Consider the following 17,672-nt stretch of genomic DNA (forward strand, 5'->3'; position numbering starts at 1 on the left):
CATGCAAGCGCGCGGATGTGTCTGAACAGGTGGAACGGCGGATTGCCAACAACGTTGCAGGACCGGCCGGACGCAGGCGAGGGGGCGCCGGTGCGCTATGCCTACAAGGCCTCATTGGTCGGCTCGGCGCACCAGTTCGAGCTGACCGGGGCGGGGTTGTCGTGGCGGATCGCCGGCAGGTCGGGCGTGTGGGATTACGCCGACATCTCCGTTGTCAAACTGTCCTACCGTCCGGTCTCGATGCAGCAGCAGCGGTTTCGCGCCGACATCGACAACGCCAAAGGCGGGCGGATCGCGATCCTGTCGACCACCTGGCAGACCGCGACGCTGGTCGCGCCGCAAGGACATCTCTACCGCGATTTCATCGTCGAGCTGCATCGCCGGATGCAGGCGGCGGGCAGCACAGCCAGGCTGGTCGGAGGCCTCGGGCCGAAGACATACACCGCCGCGCTGGCGCTGCTGGCGTGCCTTGCGGTTGCCATGACCGGATTGCTGGTGATGGCGCTGCTGGCTGCGAACTGGATGGGCGCGCTGTTCCTGGTCGGCTTTGCCGCGCTGTTCACCTGGCAGGTCGGCGGCTTCGTCACCCGCAACCGCCCGCGGCGCTACGGCTTCGATCAATTGCCCGATGCGCTGTTGCCGAAGCCGGTTCGCAATCAAGCGCAATGAAATGTGACTTCGTGCGGGCGTCCGTGCGCGGCATCGTCAGCGCGCGGTGTCGCGGGCGGAGCGAGCAGGGGCATGGACGATCGAAGTTTGCGGATGCCGTCACTTGACGAGATCGCCGCGATCAATGCCCGGCACCCGATCGAGACGCCGCTCAAGCCCGCCGATCTGCTGTTCGTGTTCGGCACGCGCGGAGATGTCGCCGGGCGGGTCGACATGGCGGTCCGGCTCTGGCGCGACGGCTTTGCGCGCTGGTCGATCGTGAGCGGCGGCGTCACGCCGGGCGATGACCGCTCGGAATGCGAGGTCATCAAGGCCGCGATGGTCGCGGGCGGCGTGCCGGCCGAGCGGATCCTCGAGGAGCATCGCGCGCGGAACACCGGCGAGAACGTGATCTTCTCGCTGCCGGTGATCGACGCGGCGCTGGGGCTCGCCAATATCAGGAGCGTGATCTGCCTCGGCAACAGCTGGACCGCGCGGCGCTATCCGATGACGCTGCACCGGCACTGGCCGGAGGTCGAGAAGATGCTGGTGACGGTGGATCATTTTGCAGTGCCGCGTGCGCACTGGCACACCGTCCCCGAGTTTCGCCGCCGCGTTCTGTCCGAATGGGACAAGATCGAGCCGTACAAGGCGAGGGGATTTATTGCGGAGTGGCCGGTTGCCTGAAGGCAAGTCCGCGATGGCACGGGGATACGGACGAGCCGGCCGAGCTGAGGATTGAGTTGGACAAGGCAACTGCGGCGGCCGCTCTCGCGGTCGGGCTGTAAGTGGGCTGTAAGCAACACGCTGTAAACTCAGCAACTGATTTGCTTTTGGCTGGAGGGTCAGATGACAATCCGGGCTCCTTTTTTGGCTCTATGCCTCGTGCTCCTGAGCATCCCACCGGCGCTTTCCAAGGGCAGCGTAGGCAACAAACATGATCCGCTTGATCACAACCACGTCGACAACTTGCCGCCCGATGTGCGGCAATACGTTGCCGGAATTTGCAGGGGAACGCCTGTCGCGCAGCACGACTTTGCGACCTACTCACCGCAAGAAAAGCGCTGGCGGATCAACCTCGAATATCTGCAGTGCGGCGTGATCGGGGAATATCGCAGAGGCAACCAATGCCTGGACGTCGACTTCGTAGCCGACGGCGCGCATTTTCGTCTCGCGAGAAAGACGTATGCTGCCTGTGGCTTTTGATGCTCTCGCGCTCGGATCACCGAGAATAGGCCGCGGCGAGTGCCGCGATCGTGAGTGACATCTGTATCCAATTCTGGACTGCTGCGCCGCTTCGGAGTGAGCGTGCGACGTCATTCCGTCGAGTCAAAATCCTCTTCGGTCGCGCTCAGCATTCCGGCCAAGGTCCGCAGGCCGAGGTCGAGCTGCTCCATCGGCGGCGCGGCTAGCGCGAGCCGCACCGCATTGGGCGCGTGTCCCGGCGTGGCGGCGAAAGTCGTCGACGGCGTCAGCGCGATGTCGCGTCGCGCCGCGGCCGCGACCAGGGTCTGCGAGCGCCAGTGCGGCGGCAAGGTCAGCCACAGATGATAGGATTTCGGATTGGTCTGGATCTCGAAATCGGCCAGATGCTTGGCTGCGATCTGCTGGCGGCGGCCGGCGTCGATCCGCTTCAGCCGTGACAGTTCGGCCGCTGTGCCGTCCGCCATCAGGCGCTGCCCCGCGGCGAAGGCGTAGCCCGACGCGGTCCAGCCGCCCGAGCGCACCGCGGCCATGATGCTTTCGCGCAGCCGCGGCGGCGGCACGATGAAGCCAAGCGCGAGACCGGGCGCGACCTTCTTCGACAGGCTGTCGAGCACGATGCAGCTGTCCGGCGCGAGCGCGGCCAGCGGCATCTCATCGTCGAGGAATCCGTAGACGCCATCCTCGATGACGACGAGGCCGAGCTTCTCCACCACGCGCAACAGCTCGGCGCGGCGCTCGGCCGGCATCGTGATGCTGAGCGGGTTCTGGATCGTGGGCTGGATATAGATCGCGGACAGATGCGCCTCGCGATGCGCCTTCTGCACCGCGTCGGGGCGCACGCCGTGCTCGTCCATCGCAAGCGGCACCAGCGCGATGCCAAGCCGTGCGGCAATACCCTTCACGAACGGATAGGTCAGCGCCTCGACGCCGCAGCGCCCGCCCGGCGGCACGACGGCGGCGAGCGCGGAGGCGATGCATTGCCGGCCATTGGCGGTGAACACGATCTGGTCGGGATTCGGCGCCCAGCTCTTGCGTGTCAGGAATTCCGCAGAGATCGTGCGCGCCGCCCGCGTGCCGAAACTGGTCGCCGGCCGCAGCGCGCCCTCGAGCACCTCGGGTCGCTCCAGCCCTTCGAGGCTCTTGGCGATCATCGTCGCCTGATGCGGCAGCAGCGGATAGTTGAATTCGAGATCGATGCGGGCGCCGCGCGGCTCGGTCGGAGCGGCGATGCCGCGGCGCGCCTCGCCGGATACGAAGGTGCCGCGGCCGACTTCACCGACCACCAAGCCGCGCCGCAACAGCTCGGTGTAGACCCGGCTCGCAGTCGAGACCGCGATGTTGCGGTCATAGGCGAAATGGCGTTGCGGCGGCAGACGGTCGCCCGCCTTCAGCGCGCCGCTGGCGATCTCGGCGGCCACCGCATCCGCCAGCTTCAGATATTCGAACCTCGACATTATTGCACCGAGAGCAATGTTTTACTTGCTCCGAGTAATGTACCGGATCATTTAAGAGGGAACAAGCCCATGATTGCACCGAAGAGCGCGCAAGCGATCCGAGGTTTCGACGGCGCAGGTGCTGAGACGGCATTTGTGTCAACGGCATAGCTTTGTCGCGTGGGCATCGAAGGAGATGACAATGACGACCATATCCTCAGCTGCCGCATCGCCCGCGCGGTCCAGTATGACGGGCGGATTGCTCCGATTGCTCCGAGAGTGGGGCGATGCACTCGCGACCTATTGGGTGCGCCGGGAGGCGATCAAGACGCTGCGCCAGCTCGATGACCGGACGCTGCGCGATATCGGGCTCTCGCGCTGCCAGATCGAGCCCGCCGTCGCCGGCGATCTCGATATGGAGCTGGTGCGGATCCGTTGAGCAGAAGCGTGGTGCGGCGGCTTCGCGTGATCGGAGCCATCGCATCGCAGGCGGCCGTGACGGTTCGTGGTGCGGCTTTGAGCAACCAGCGTTTGAGCGTGGCGAAGAACTGTTCAGGTCACGTCCGGACACTAAGTGCCGGTTGCAGAATTCACCGAAACTACACCAAAGATGCCGAAGAACCCCGGGTTGTCGCCGCCGTCGCTCCAAGGTTGTGGCGCTCTATGCTAGCGTATTAGTTGCGTATGCTAGCGTTGTAGTTGGGGACCGATGGCCGCTCGCAAATTGTCGCAAGGGCAGGCCCCGACCCGGGAAGCGCGTCGCCGCTGGCATGAGGAGCGGTCGCTGCGGTGCGCCATCAGGCTGGCCCGCATGGGCTACTGGGAGTCGCAGAGCGCCGCCGCGACCGATTTCTGGATATCGCCCGAGCTTGCTGCCTTCTACGAATTCGAAACGGTCGACGGCTTCGTCCCCATCGCGACGGTGCGCGAGCGCTATTTGCCTGAAAGCCGGAAGGTCCTGGAGGCGCATTATGCGGCCTGCTGGGTGGAGGGACAGCCCTATGCGGTGCGGACGAGGCTCCGCAGTCCCGATGGCAGCCTGCTCGACTGCGTGGTGCATGGCGAGCCGGAATTCGACGCGCGCGGTCAGGTCCGACGCGTGTCCGGCATTGTCCGCGACGTCACGGAGGAGACCTCCGCGCTGCGGCGCCTGACAGAGAGCGAGCAACGGCTGGCCGATTTTGTCTCGACCGCCTCGGACTGGTGCTGGGAGAGCGACGCTGCCCACCGGCTGCTGCCCTATCCCAAATCGCTTGCCGGCAATGCGGCTTTCCAGACGGTGGCCTCCGGCGGCAAGGCGCGCTGGGAACTGGCCTATGCGCCCGAGGACGGGGAGGCCATGGCGCGGCACCGGGCCGACATGGAGGCCCATCGCCCTTTTCGCGACTTCACCTATACGCTGATCGGCCAGGACGGGTCGCGCGTCAGTATCTGCACCAGCGGCAAGCCCATCTTCGCCGATGATGGCACCTTTCTCGGCTATCGCGGCACGTCCAGCGACATCACCCAGCTCAGGGCGGCCAAGGCTTTGCTCGACCAGCGCACGCGGGCGCTGGAGGAAGCTCACCGGCTCGGCAAGATCGGCACCTGGAGCTACCGCCTGGACACCGGCCGTACGATCTGGGCGCCCGAACTCTACCAGCTTCTCGGCTTCGACCCCGACGCGTTCGAGCCGACCGATGAGAGCATGAGGCCCTATTTCCTGGACGGCGACGCCGACCGCTTCAAGGACCTGCAGCGGAGGGTCGTCCGCACCCGAAGGACCGAGGCCACCGACCTGCGCATCTTGCACGCGGACGGCGCGGCCCGCGATCTGGCTGTCATCTGCAAGGCGGAGGTTGCCCATGACAAGGTCATCGGCATCATCGGTACCGTGCAGGACGTCACCGAGCGCAAGGAGGCTGAGCGCCAACTCGAGCAGCTCGCCTACACCGACCCCTTGACCGGGCTCGCCAATCGCGCGCTGTTCACGCGCCAGCTCGCCGTGCTGATCGAGGGCTGCAGCCGGCAAGACCGACGCGCCGCGCTGCTGCTCATCGACCTCGATCGCTTCAAGGAGGTCAACGATTCCCTCGGCCACGCCGCCGGCGACAAATTGCTGATCCAGGTAGCGGCAGCACTGCGGCAGGAGCTGGGGCCGCGCGCCTTCATCGCCCGGCTCGGTGGCGACGAATTCGCCGTGCTGGCGGAGGGATGCGGCATGTCCGACGCCGCGCTGACCGGACTTGCCGATCGGCTCATCGGCAAGCTGTCCGTCCCCGTCGATCTCGCCGAGGGCGAGGCCTTCGTCGGCGCCACCATCGGCATCGCCCGCCTGCCGGAGCACGGGGCGACGGCGGAGACCGCCGTGCGCAATGCGGACCTGGCGCTCTATATGGCCAAGGAGGCCGGGCGCGGCCGCGCGCAACTGTTCGAGCCGGTCTATGCCCAGGCGGTCGATCAAAGGCTCGATCTCGGCCGGCATCTGCGCCACGCGGTTGAGGCCGGCACACTCGAGGCCCATTACCAGCCGCAGCTGGACCTGAGGACCGGCCGCGTCACCAGCTTCGAGGCGCTGCTGCGCTGGACCCATCCCGAGCGCGGGCCAATCTCGCCGGCGGAGTTCATCCCGATCGCCGAAAGCTCCGGGCTCATCGTCGATCTCGGCCTGTGGGTGCTGCGCGAGGCCTGCCGGCAGGGCCGCGCCTGGCTCGATGCCGGGTTGCCGCCGCGCTCCGTCTCGGTCAACGTCTCACCCGCGCAGATCTGGAACGTGGATTTCGATGCGGCCGTCTCGGCGGTGCTGGCGGAGACCGGCTTTCCGGCGAAGCTGCTCTGCCTGGAGCTGACCGAAAGCCTGTTCGTGGATCATACCGAGCAGCGGATCAGTCGCACGCTGACGGCGCTCTCCGGTCTCGGCGTTCGGCTGGCGCTCGACGATTTTGGCTCAGGCTATTCCTCGCTCGGCTATCTGACGCGCCTGCCGTTCCACTGGCTGAAGGTGGACCGCGCCTTCGTGGACGGCATTTCCACCGCGCCGGAGAAGCGCAAGCTGCTCGGCGGCATCATCGCGCTGTCGCACGGGCTCGGCATGACTGTGGTGGCGGAGGGAGCCGAATTGCCGGCCGAAGTGGACGTGCTCGGCGGGCTCGATTGCGACCTGGTGCAGGGCTTCGTGTTTTCTCCGCCGGTCGCCGCCGACAAGGCGCCGCTGGTGGCCGCCAGCATCGAGCGCGAGGCGCGCCGGATTGAGCCAAAACGGAATCGCCTCTAGGCGAACACCGCTTTGGCAGCATTCTTTTGCCCGTGGCTTTGCCTCGATGGTGGCCGCTGACCAATGAGCTCGCCGGAGGTTCGAGAAGGGCCAGATTCGGACTCATGCATCGCACAAAAACCGGTCTATGTTCGATCACCTCGTCGATGCCCGCGAGCCCAGTTCATTCGGGCAACCCCGCCTTCCGAAGACCCTCCGTCACCGGCTTCCCGTTTGGTGGCCCGCCCCGGGCGATATACGCAGATATGGTAAAGGCGGGATCGAGCTCAAGCACATGCGCCGCCGCCGCACGCGCCTCCGCCTCGCGTCCGAGATGGGCGAAAGCGGATGCGAGACACCGGTAAGCTGTCGAAAAGGAAGGCTTTAGACGAAGGGCTTTCTTCCCCGCGGCGATAGCCTCGTCAAAGCGACCAAGCTCGATAAAAGCATACCCCATCCCGGCAAACGTCATGTGTAGCCTCGGGTCTACCGGGCTCATGCGAATGGCACGTTCAAAGCTCCGGACCGCTTCTTCCGACAGCCCCGAATATCTGTAGACGTGGCCTCTACCGTGCCATACGTCAAATGAATTTGGATTAAGCGTGGCCGCCCGGTCAGCCGTTTCGGTCGCACTTTCACAATCGCCGACCATGAACGCTGAGACTACGGCAGCCCATGCTAACGTGCTTGGATCCCCATCGTCGAGGCTCAATGCCAAGCGAGAAAGCCGAACTGCTTCCTTTCTGTCGAATTGAGGATCAGTGGAATAGCCCCAAAGCACGTTTCGCATGTGACAGTTACCTGCCAGAGCCGCGACTAGGCCGAAACGAGGGTCCAGCTCCAAAGCGCGATGGGTCAGCCTGATCGCCTCGGCCTCCCCTTCGCGGGTCGCTAGGTAAATCTGCGGCAGAGCACGGAGATAAAAATCATAGGCGGTGAGGTTCTCCGGTCGCCGCCGCATTGCTACTGCAATTTCTATTTGAAGCAACTTTGGCTCAATGGCTGAGACAACGGCGACCGTCACTTCGTCCTGGAGAGCGAAAACGTCTGTCAGGTCACGCTCGAACCTGTCCGCCCAAATGTGTGCCCCTGTAATCGCATCAATCAATTGCCCTGTAATGCGAACTTTCCCGGCCGCCTTGCGCACGGACCCCTCAAGGACATAGCGGACACCAAGCCTGCGTCCGACCTCCTTGATATCGACGGATTTGTTTTTGAACGTAAAGCTCGAATTGCGAGCGATCACGAACAGCCATTTGAACCGCGAAAGCGCTGTAGTGATCTCGTCCACCATCCCATCCGCAAAATACTCCTGCTCGGGATCGCCGCTCATGTTCTCGAATGGCAATACGGCGATGGACGGCTTATCGGGAAGGGCGGGTGCGGGATTCGACGATTCCACGTGGCCGTCTGGGGCCAGCACGGCACCAGAAGTCCTTTCCCCTTCGTGCACTGCACCAACGAACCGAAAGCCCCTGCGCGGCAACGTCTTGATCAGGCGCTGTTCCTCCCCGGAATCGCCGATTGCGCTTCGGGCGACATTCAGCCGGGTCGTCAGTGCTGCATCCGAAACGCTGCGCCCGTTCCAGACGGCATTGATGAGGTCGTCCTTGCTGACGACGCGGTCCCTGTTGCGGATCAGGTAATCGAGCAGATCGAACACCTGCGGCGCGACGGAGACGACGTCCGCCCCGCGATGCAGCTCGCGCCGGTCGGTGTCGAATGCGTACCCCTCGAAGAGATAGCGCAAGATGCGAATCTCCTTGGACGCGAGCCCCCCGACAACCGGGCTTTGACCTCGCAGGACATCGCAAGAATAAGCTGCCGGTGAGGAAAATGTAAGCTGGCGGTCAAGCGTGCCCACCGACCCCGCGGCACCTTCGTGCCAGTGGAAAGACACCGTCCCAGGGCGACAACGGAAAATGGCAGACTTGCTGCCGCTTGGTAACCCTGAACCAAGTAATGTCGACGAAGACAAATCTTCATCGAGATTGCTTTGAGGTTCGCGCCCCAAATGTCGCTCGATACATGCCTCTTGGATAATTCACATCACTATGGAGGTAGCCCATGCCGATCGTACAATTTACTCGTTTCAAGACCGACAAGCCCGATGAAATGGTCCAGATTGTCAGGCGGGCGAAGAAAATCTTTGAAAAACACGGCGCCGAATTTCTTCGGCTGTCCCGTTTCCACACTGGCGCGTGGGCAGGAGAGTTGCTGGTTGCGACGCGCTACGCCAGTTGGGAAGTTTACGGCAAAGTGCAGGAGGCCGTGGCAAAGGACCCGGAGTTCGCGCAGGTGCAGGCGGAAGGAATGAAAATCTCCGAACTACAGGGCCGCAACATCGCCGTTGGCATCGATCTCTAGTCGGGGCGCCGCCCAGCGACCCACGTCAAGCGCGGAGGCCGCCGGGCATACCGGCGGCCGTTTCAATTTCGATAGATTGCACTCCTGGCTGCGTTACTCTGCGCCCGGCTCCTTGCCTCACCGCTCCGGAGATCCGATAATCTCGTCATCGACGCAATCACGGTGAATTGGGCTGGTGATGTCGCAGAAGGGGGCAACCGCGTCGTCTTTACGGTCGGCCAGCTACTTCCGGTCTACCCACAATTTCAGACATGTCGCTGCACTGCGCTAACTGACGCGAGGGGCCACTTCCGGACTCATGCAGCGCAGCAAACACGCTCTGTTCGGTCACCTCGTCGGCGCGGGCTCTATTCTGGTAACCCCGCTTTCCGAAGGCCCTCAATTAGCAGCTTCGCATTTGACAGCCCGCCCCGTGCGATCCACGCAGATATCGTAAAGGCGGGATCGACCTCAAGCACACGCGCCGCCGCCTCACGCGCCTTAGCATCTCGCCCGAGATGAGCGAAAGCGGACGCGAGACAGCGGTGAGCTGGTGAGTAGGACGGGTCCTGACGAAGAGCCTTGTTCCCTGCGACGATGGCCTCGTCAAAGCGACCAAGCTCGACCAACGCCGTCCCCATCGCCGCAAACATCAGGTGCAGCCGCGGGTCTACCGGGCTCATGCGCATGGCGCGTTCAAAGCTCCGGACAGCTTCCTCCGGCAGCCCCGCAATTCTGTAGACTTGGCCTCTGCTGTTCCATGCGCCGAATGAATTTGGGTTGAGCGCGACCGCCCGGTCGGCCATTTCGATCTCACTTTCACTATCGCCGACCATGAACGCCGAGGTTATGGCAGCCGTTGCCAATGTGTCCGGATCACCATCGTCGATACTCAATGCCAGGCGACAAAGCCGAATGGCTTCCTTGCGCTCGAATTGCGGATCCATGGCGTAGCCCAAGACGACGTTGAGCATGTGACAGTTGCCCGCCAGCGCTGCGACAAAGCCGAACCGAGGGTCAAGCTCCAAGGCACGGTGAGCCAGCCTTATCGCCTCCGCTACCCGTACGCGGGTCGTTAGGTAAAACTGCTGCCTCGCGCGGAGAGAAAAATCATACGCGCTGAGATTCTCCGGGCGCTGCCGCGTGGCCATTGCAATTTCTGTTTGGAGCAATTTTGGCTGAATGGCTGAGACAACAGCGACCGTGACTTCGTCCTGCAGAGCGAAAATGTCGGTCAAGTCGCGCTCGAACCTGTCCGCCCAAATGTGCGCGCCTGTAACAGCATCGATCAACTGTCCCGTGATGCGAACTTTGCCTGACGCCTTGCGCACCGACCCCTCGAGGACATAGCGCACACCAAGCCTGCGCCCGACTTCCTTGACATCGACGACTTTGCCTTTGAACGTAAAGCTCGAATTACGCGCAATCACGAATAACCATTTGAAACGCGACAGCGCCGTCGTGATCTCCTCGACCATCCCGTCGGCGAAATATTCCTGTTCGCGGTCGCCGCTCATGTTCTCGAACGGCAGCACGGCGATGGAGGGCTTGTCGGGAAGCGCAGGAGCGCTCTCGGGCGGATCGCCGGGATGAGGGCCGGCACCTTCTCGCGCCTCCCGCACCTGTCCGACGAAACGGAATCCCTTGCGCGGCAACGTCTTGATCAGGCGCTGTTCCTCCCCGGAATCGCCGATTGCGCTTCGGGCGACATTCAGCCGGGTCGTCAGTGCTGCATCCGAAACGCTGCGCCCGTTCCAGACGGCATTGATGAGGTCGTCCTTGCTGACGACGCGGTCCCTGTTGCGGATCAGGTAATCGAGCAGATCGAACACCTGCGGCGCGACGGAGACGACGTCCGCCCCGCGATGCAGCTCGCGCCGGTCGGTGTCGAATGCGTACCCCTCGAAGAGATAGCGCAAGATGCGAATCTCCTTGGACGCGAGCCCCCCGACAACCGGGCTTTGACCTCGCAGGACATCGCAAGAATAAGCTGCCGGTGAGGAAAATGTAAGCTGGCGGTCAAGCGTGCCCGCCGACCCCGCGGCACCTTCGTGCCAGTGGAAAGACACCGTCCCAGGAGACACCGCAATGAGCACGACACGCGGCACGGCGTGGCAGGAACAGACATCCGTATCGACCCGGCATATCTCCGGCTTCATTCGGAAATGTTGGGATGCCTTTCTGGAGCGCCGCGAACGCCAGAAATTGCGTACCAACCTGTCCGGCTTGAGTGACCAGGAGCTGATGGATATCGGCACTACACGCGGCGAGATCGACTACGTCGCCTCACACCGGGATATTGACCCACGAGGCATCCGATCCGGGGAATGGCTGCGATACCTGCCAACGGTGGACGGCCAAATTGGACCCATCGACTTCCGATAGGGGGCAAGCGCGTCGTTCTGGGGCACGCCGATCACTTCCGGTTCTATCTTGTGAACAGACGTAGTCAGGGCCGCTCCGCATGTTCAAAAATGCAAGAGCCGTCATTTCAATGAGTGCGCGCAGCAGGTTTCGACGCTTTGAAGACGTATCGGTTGGTACTGAAGAAGTATCTTCCTGCTTCGCTCAGGCGCTCGAACTCGCTATGCCACTCGCTGAGATCATCAGCCGAAACGTCTTTCTTGCGCCCAACAAAATCTCGAATGCCCCTTGCTAGTCCCTTGCTGTAGCTATCATCATCACATTGCAGGTTGAGGATCGGAAAGATGGTTGCTCCGTCAAATCGAAACCCTGCATTGACTAACTTGTGTGCCAAGAATCTTGGGAGATGCGGATGAGCACAATGCTCTTCCCATGACTTCATGACCAAGGCCATACGTTCTGGATTTTCGGAATGCCACACAACGGCGTCCCAATCCGTTGCGACAAAGATCGTTCTGCCGCCCGGCCTCAGAACGCGAAACGTCTCGGACAGAACGCGGTCAACATCAGGAACGTACTCGGCAACTTGCGTACATACAACGGCATCAAGCGACGCGTCTGCCTGACCTAGATTAGTCGCATCGCCGATGGCATATGAAAGCCACGTTGAAGCTTTCCGCCGATTGCAGAGGTCTATTAGATCGGTCGAAATATCGATGCCGATGACAGCACCATGACGCCCAACGATCTCTCCCATGCTTTCGCACAGATAGCCCGGACCACATCCGATATCCAGAACGCGCTCACCACTGGACAAATCGAGTTGCCGAATTGTCTCCAATCGTTGCGCCACCACGTCTCTCGTGAGATAGGTCTTTTCGAGTCCTTTTGCGGCTTCCTTAGTGAATTCGAGCTTGCTCATCGTCGCCTCCACCCGGTAGGGCGCATGGAGAATTAGAGCTCGAAAGATAGGGTAAATCAATGGTCAGCAGGTCACCCGCCGTGTGACCCAAGGCCGGAAGCCGCCGGTGTCTGCGTTGGGTCAAATTGAGAAGAACTCATCATGAGCACATGCCTTCCGGGTTACCCCTGAATGCGGGCATCGCCCGGTGCAGTTGGCATGTCTCGAACAGGCCAGAAGCGGAAATAGTTATGCTGTTAGTTCGCGCCGAAGGCGATCGACGCGCGCGGGCTGGATCAAGGTCGATCAAGTAACATGCGCGCCGCTCACGATTTCCGGCCGCTGCCAAACATGATTTCAACTTCGATCTCAATGGGTCCGCCTTCGTTGCCGACCTCGCGCCTTATCTCTTCGCGAACGACACGACGCGTCTCCTCCGGCAACGCAACAAAGGCCTCGCCCGCCGATCCCCAACCGCGCTCGATGTGCTCGAAATAGACTTCAAAGGACGCGTGCGGAAAACGTTGCGAGTGGATCGTGACCTCTAGGTCGGCAAAACCGGCCTGCTCAAATAGCGCCCGTAACCTGCGTTCATCGCCGAACGAAAAAAGCCGATCGGCGGATGAAACGTACGATGGCACATGCCGCGCGATCGCGAGATGAACGCGCGTGTTGTAGGAACGCTCAGGTACCGTATTGACCGATACGGCAGCTCGCCCGCCGCCTTTCAGGACGCGATGAAACTCGCTGAGACCGCGGAGAGGATCGGGAAAGAACATCAAGCCAAGGCTGCACAGGACTGTATCGAAGGTGTCGCTCCGGAAGCTCAGGGCTTGACCGTCTTCGATGACGACGGTTGCGTTTGACGCGTTGGCAAGGCGTCCCTTCGCTTGTTCGACCATGTCCGGAGAAACGTCGGCTGCTGTGAGGCGACCATCCCGGCCAATGATAGCCAATGCGGCTTCAGCCGCAAGGCCAGTACCGGTCGCAATGTCCAGAACGGTCTGACCGGCTGCAACACGACCGGCCCGGATCAGGAACGGAATAAAATACGACGAGACGTGAGCAAAGCCCTGGTCATAACCGGCGGCGGCCGCGCTGCCGTATTGCTTCATTTTCATGTCGCTGACATCGCTCATGGTTGGCATCCTCGATGTGAAGCCAGGTGCCATCAGATGACGCGACCGTCCGCGCTCCTGCTCCAATCAGGGGCGGGGCACCGACCGGTCAGAGAGTCGCGCGAGATAGTTTGTAAACAGCTCTGTGTACGAACACTCCGCTCGCAGCGTTCGACTGTCAAGCAAAATGTAGACAGGTCTGTGTAGGCGCGTCGAGTAAGTAGATCCGCTACGGCAGCATTGGCATTGGCGCTGCCTTGGCCCAGGGCAATGTCGGCTTGGGGTCAATCGCGTCGTGTTGCAGTCGGCCAGCTACTTTCGGTCTCCCCTCAACTTCGGACATGCCGCTGCACTGCGCCAACTGACGCGATGGGCCAAACTGCGACATTCCCTCGTCACGTCGAGGCGACGATCTCTGGATGTAGCCTCCCATAGTCGGACTAGTTACTGCTGTAGCAATCTTCCTTCCTATATTCGGCGCGAGACATTCTCGGCCAATACTCGTCACGCGACGTACGCATCGGAATGCACTCGGGGTGTTGCGAAGCTGGGAAAAATTGCAGCGCATGGCCGGGACGTCCGAAATCGAACGCGCCGATGTACTTCCAACCAACGCTTGATGCAAACGGCGAGAGTGTTTTTAACTCCAGTGTCCGCAGATCAACAACGTAGTCGTCTTCCCCAGGGCTGAGGACGGCAACTTCATGTTGAGGCGTTTCATAAATGCTGTGCCGGGCGTTGTGCAGCCAGTCGAAGCCGGTGATTTCGCCGCGGACGGAGCCGCGCGGCGTCGAGGCAGTCAGAAAAACGCCGCTCTCCTGCGTCACATCCCAGATCATGTAGAACTCAAGCTTAATAGTCGCGTTCAGTTCAGAAATTGAGATGCTCGACGAATAAGCAGGAGGGCTAAAGACGACTGAAAGGTAAAGGTAGGTGATAGCGCCGTAAGCGAGGGCGAACAAAGCAGATGGGGCGGCCAGCAATGCTAGGACCATTCCAATCAGGATGCGCCTTGCGACGCGCGCGATAGCCATGGGCTGTCCTTCAAGCGACCGAGATATTTCGAGCTTACTTGCGCGTTATCTACTTCAATGTTTTACGCGCCCGAATTACGCAAGCGTCGGTTCCAGGACACTTTGGCCGAGATGGTGCGCCCGTGTGTGGTCTTGTCCGGAGATGTGAGGTTCTGTACGGGGTCTTGGTTCACCGTGCCCGTTTGCTTGCTCGCCAGAACGAGGAAGTCGGCTTTGGGTCACTCTCGGAAGTCGGCGGCCCTTCCGCCGAAGTCCATTAGTCTCCAGTGAGCAGACATCCGCAGACCTCCCGATGAGGTTCGAAAGGGGCCAGAAGCGGACTTGGGACCATTTAGCGGAGTGGACCAAGGCCTCTGCAGGCTAAATGGCGATCATAATGTCCGGCGGCCCTCGCGACGGGAGGGGTTCCTTTTCGCTCGCCGCCGGTGTTTCATCTGCGCGGCGGAGAATGGGCATGCAGGGATCGCTGGGGGAAAAGATCGGTGAGGGCGCCTTCTCCGAAGCCTACGCCTGGGCGCCCGGTCAGGTCGTGAAGCTGTTTAAGGCCGGCGTCTCTCATCTGCTCGGCCGGCACGAGGTACGCATGATCCGCGCCGTGCGCGCCGCCGGCGTCCCGGTGCCGGCGGTGTTCGGCGAGGTGACGCTGGACGGGCGCTTCGGCATCGTGCTGGAGCGCCTCGACGGACCGACCCTGTGGCATCTCTCGCGGACCGGCGCGGTGACGTTCGAACAGGCGGGCGCGATCGTCGCGGCGCTGGCCATGTCTCTTCACAAGATGCCCCCGCCGCCCGAAGTCCCCTCCATGCGCGAGTATATGGAGAGCGAGTTGCGGCACGACGACGGCAAGGTCCCGAAGCACATCGCCACGGATATCCTCGCCCTGATCGATCGCCTGCCGACCGGCGACGGGCTTTGCCATTGCGACCTTAGCCCCGGCAACGTGATCATGACGGCGGAAGGCCCAAAGCTCGTCGACTGGACCTTCGCGATGCGCGGGGCCGCCGCCCTCGATCTTGCGTTCTTGCATGTCATCCTGTCCGAGCTCGCCCCGGAAATAGCGGACAATCCGGAGCGGCCGCGCGCGACCAATGCGGCGGCGCAATCCGAATATGCGCGGCTGGCCGGCATCTCTCTCGCGGAGCTGACGGCGGCAATGGAGCCGTATTTGCCCATCGTCCGCACCTTCGTCGTCTTCGGCAACGTGGTGCCTGCGCTGCGGGAGCGGCTAATCCAGCGCATCGAAGCGGGACTGCGCTCGGAAGACTGAACCGTCTTGGTCACGGCGCGAGCGGAAGTGGCCTGTCGAAGCGAGGCGTCAGTATCTCCTTTGGGTCACTAGCCGCCCATGGCGAGCGAACGGGGGACTTCCGGTTCACCTCGAACAGCCGACGTTCGCGAATCGTCATGCAGACCGTCAGCTATGGGCCACTTCCTGACTCATGCACTGCAACAAGCAGAACGGGTCTGCTTGAACGTCAGCCCTCAGGTGCCCCGGCCAAGCGCATGCCCTTGATCGTGCGCTCGCGCCCCGCGAGGTAGGTCGGATCGGACAATGCCCATACACCAGTGCCATCGATGTATCGGCGCACCGTGAAAGTTGGGTCAACCGCAAGGCCCGCTTGCACCGCCTCTCGCGCGAGGTCCAACTCTCCGAGCCGCGCCAGCGCGGAAGCTAGATGGAAGTGCGCGAGGGAATAATTTCGGTTTGCGTCGATGCCTCGGCGTAGCCAGATAACGGCTTCCTCATCCAAATTGAGCTGTGCTTTGGCCAAGCCGATCCATACCAACCATCTGTGCGACATTGTGTCGTGAGGAGAAAGACGGAATGCTTCGTTGATGTGGGCCTCGGTTTCTGCTCCCCGTCCAAGGAGAAACTTGGCGTACCCGATGAGACCGTGAGCACCCGCCAGATTGGGGTCCAATGCCAAGGCCCGCTCGCACTCATCGATGCCTTGAGCCACACGTCTCGTGTACATGTAGATCAGGCCCAAATATACGTGCGCGGCAGCGTAGTTCGGTGCGAGGGTCAAAGCCTTGGTCAAGCTCGCCTCTGCTGTCTTGCACCGCCCCGACCAGTCGTCACTCGTGAGCACCGCCGCAACTGACGCATCAACCATCCCTAAGCCCACCATTGCCTCGATGTTGCCGGGATCGATGGACATGGCCCGCTCGAAGAAGCTGCGCGCTTGCGGTAGGTTTTCCGCGGTCAATCCCTTGTTCAACCGAGCCCAGCCTTGGAAAACCAAATCCATGCAGTCCGGATGCAACGAACGCTCTGCCCTCAGCGCCTCTACTGCAACGAGTTGAGCCTGCAGCTGGTTTGCCAGCCTGGATACAATTTCGTCCTGCATGTCGAAGAGGTCAGCGACCGGCTTATCAAAACGCTCAGCCCACAGATGTTCTCCATTTTCGGCGTCGATCAATTGCACGTTGACCCGGAGACGATTGCCGCCGCGTTGCACCGAACCTTCAAGCACATAGCGGATGTTCAGCTCACGTCCCAGCTTCTTCACGTCCACAGCTTTGCCCTTGAACGTGAACGCAGTGTTTCGCGCAATCACGAACGCGCCACTGATACGCGACAGGTCCGTAGTCAGGCTCTCGATCACCCCATCGACGAAATATTCCTGCTCGGGACCGCCGCCGATGTTTGCGAACGGCAGCACCACGATGGACAAACGCGGAGCTAAAGACCGCAACGGTGCCGTTTGATGAACACTTGCGCTCGGGCCAACCGAATAGGCGCGGATCGGACAGGCAATGTTTTTGAGAGTTTGCTCGCCAAGGTCAGTGAACTCGACCGGGACCTTGCCGCGAACCTGTTCATAAGCCGACGACGAGATACAGATGCCCCCTGGCTCAGCGATCCCCTCGAGCCGAGCCGCGACATTGACGCCATCGCCAAGAATGTCATCGCCCTCGATCAGAATATCTCCGAGATTGACCCCGATCCGAAAGAGCATTCGCCGGTCCTGCGGGACACCTTCGTTCCTCTGGGCCATCGCGACTTGCACAGCTACTGCGCATTCAACAGCATCGACCACCGAGGGAAACTCTACGAGCAGGCCGTCTCCCGTGGTCTTGACGATGCGGCCACCATGCTTTGCAACTAGCGCATCAGTGACCTTGCGGTGTTCGCGGAGTGTGCGGGCGGTGCCGACCTCGTCGAGCCCCATGAGCCGCGAGTAGCCCGCCACGTCAGCAGCCACTATCGCCGCCAACCTGCGTCCGACCCGGGCTTCGGCCATCCGGTGTGCTCCGGTCCAAGGCAATAACAGCTCAAGTCTATGGGTCAATATCGGGGTGTGTCCATCCCCTCGCAGCAATGACCGCTGTGGGTCAAGAGCGTCGTTTTCGCAGCCAATCGGTTGCTTCCGGTCTGTCCCGACA

General features: G+C 61.9%; 15 protein-coding genes. 8 read left to right on the plus strand and 7 right to left on the minus strand.

The genetic code is table 11. The features are described 5' to 3' along the window. The first annotated feature begins 42 nt into the window (after positions 1-42). The 3 genes from Q0030_RS30125 to Q0030_RS30135 all read left to right on the plus strand — a co-directional run bounded on the left by Q0030_RS30125 (position 43) and on the right by Q0030_RS30135 (position 1,854). Positions 43-669, plus strand: coding sequence for a hypothetical protein (locus tag Q0030_RS30125; RefSeq protein WP_298375517.1), 627 nt, complete (start codon positions 43-45; stop codon positions 667-669). A gap of 72 nt (positions 670-741) precedes the next feature. Beyond that, a complete protein-coding gene (locus tag Q0030_RS30130) occupies positions 742-1,335 on the plus strand; it encodes a YdcF family protein (RefSeq protein ID WP_298375520.1) in 594 nt (197 codons plus the stop codon). A 162-nt stretch (positions 1,336-1,497) separates the two neighbouring features. Continuing rightward, positions 1,498-1,854, plus strand: coding sequence for a hypothetical protein (locus tag Q0030_RS30135; protein WP_298375522.1), 357 nt, complete (start codon positions 1,498-1,500; stop codon positions 1,852-1,854). A 110-nt stretch (positions 1,855-1,964) separates the two neighbouring features. Here the strand turns inward: Q0030_RS30135 and Q0030_RS30140 are convergent, their stop codons facing one another. Next, positions 1,965-3,308 carry a PLP-dependent aminotransferase family protein gene (locus Q0030_RS30140; protein ID WP_298375524.1) on the minus strand — a complete coding sequence of 448 codons (1,344 nt, stop codon included), beginning with the start codon at positions 3,306-3,308 and terminating at the stop codon, positions 1,965-1,967. 181 nt (positions 3,309-3,489) lie between these two features. On the opposite strand from Q0030_RS30140, the gene Q0030_RS30145 reads away from it, so the two are divergent. Both Q0030_RS30145 and Q0030_RS30150 read left to right on the plus strand, forming a co-directional pair. Then, positions 3,490-3,726, plus strand: a complete 237-nt coding sequence (locus tag Q0030_RS30145; RefSeq protein ID WP_298375527.1) for a DUF1127 domain-containing protein — start codon at positions 3,490-3,492, stop codon at positions 3,724-3,726. 270 nt (positions 3,727-3,996) lie between these two features. Further along, on the plus strand, positions 3,997-6,540 hold the full coding sequence (locus Q0030_RS30150) for an EAL domain-containing protein (protein ID WP_298375529.1): 2,544 nt from the start codon (positions 3,997-3,999) through the stop codon (positions 6,538-6,540). A 163-nt stretch (positions 6,541-6,703) separates the two neighbouring features. Here Q0030_RS30150 and Q0030_RS30155 read toward each other — a convergent pair whose 3' ends face one another. After that, the gene (locus Q0030_RS30155) at positions 6,704-8,269 is read right to left on the minus strand and encodes a winged helix-turn-helix domain-containing tetratricopeptide repeat protein (protein ID WP_298375531.1); all 1,566 of its coding nucleotides are present in this window, start codon (positions 8,267-8,269) and stop codon (positions 6,704-6,706) included. Positions 8,270-8,586: 317 nt separating this feature from the next. Between Q0030_RS30155 and Q0030_RS30160 the strand changes: the two genes are divergently transcribed. Further along, positions 8,587-8,886, plus strand: coding sequence for a hypothetical protein (locus Q0030_RS30160; RefSeq protein ID WP_298375532.1), 300 nt, complete (start codon positions 8,587-8,589; stop codon positions 8,884-8,886). Positions 8,887-9,233: 347 nt separating this feature from the next. Here the strand turns inward: Q0030_RS30160 and Q0030_RS30165 are convergent, their stop codons facing one another. Further along, the gene (locus Q0030_RS30165) at positions 9,234-10,784 is read right to left on the minus strand and encodes a winged helix-turn-helix domain-containing tetratricopeptide repeat protein (RefSeq protein ID WP_298375533.1); all 1,551 of its coding nucleotides are present in this window, start codon (positions 10,782-10,784) and stop codon (positions 9,234-9,236) included. Positions 10,785-10,953: 169 nt separating this feature from the next. Here Q0030_RS30165 and Q0030_RS30170 point away from each other — a divergent pair, with 169 nt between their 5' ends. Continuing rightward, complete coding sequence (locus Q0030_RS30170; protein WP_298375537.1) at positions 10,954-11,250, plus strand: DUF1127 domain-containing protein; 297 nt, start codon at positions 10,954-10,956, stop codon at positions 11,248-11,250. A gap of 106 nt (positions 11,251-11,356) precedes the next feature. Here Q0030_RS30170 and Q0030_RS30175 read toward each other — a convergent pair whose 3' ends face one another. From Q0030_RS30175 to Q0030_RS30185, 3 genes are all read right to left on the minus strand, one after another. After that, positions 11,357-12,151, minus strand: a complete 795-nt coding sequence (locus tag Q0030_RS30175; RefSeq protein WP_298375539.1) for a methyltransferase domain-containing protein — start codon at positions 12,149-12,151, stop codon at positions 11,357-11,359. Positions 12,152-12,456: 305 nt separating this feature from the next. Beyond that, positions 12,457-13,269 carry a class I SAM-dependent methyltransferase gene (locus Q0030_RS30180; protein ID WP_298375542.1) on the minus strand — a complete coding sequence of 271 codons (813 nt, stop codon included), beginning with the start codon at positions 13,267-13,269 and terminating at the stop codon, positions 12,457-12,459. A gap of 419 nt (positions 13,270-13,688) precedes the next feature. Then, positions 13,689-14,282 carry a hypothetical protein gene (locus Q0030_RS30185; protein ID WP_298375545.1) on the minus strand — a complete coding sequence of 198 codons (594 nt, stop codon included), beginning with the start codon at positions 14,280-14,282 and terminating at the stop codon, positions 13,689-13,691. Between the two features lie 454 nt (positions 14,283-14,736). On the opposite strand from Q0030_RS30185, the gene Q0030_RS30190 reads away from it, so the two are divergent. Continuing rightward, positions 14,737-15,549 carry an aminoglycoside phosphotransferase family protein gene (locus tag Q0030_RS30190; RefSeq protein ID WP_298375548.1) on the plus strand — a complete coding sequence of 271 codons (813 nt, stop codon included), beginning with the start codon at positions 14,737-14,739 and terminating at the stop codon, positions 15,547-15,549. Positions 15,550-15,757: 208 nt separating this feature from the next. On the opposite strand, the gene Q0030_RS30195 is transcribed toward Q0030_RS30190, so the two are convergent. Next, positions 15,758-17,530 (minus strand): adenylate/guanylate cyclase domain-containing protein, encoded by a 1,773-nt coding sequence (locus tag Q0030_RS30195; RefSeq protein ID WP_298375549.1) that lies wholly within the window; start codon positions 17,528-17,530, stop codon positions 15,758-15,760. Between the last annotated feature and the right edge of the window lie 142 nt (positions 17,531-17,672).

The sequence above is a fragment of the uncultured Bradyrhizobium sp. genome, from assembly GCF_947648125.1.
In the GTDB taxonomy this organism is placed as follows: domain Bacteria; phylum Pseudomonadota; class Alphaproteobacteria; order Rhizobiales; family Xanthobacteraceae; genus Bradyrhizobium.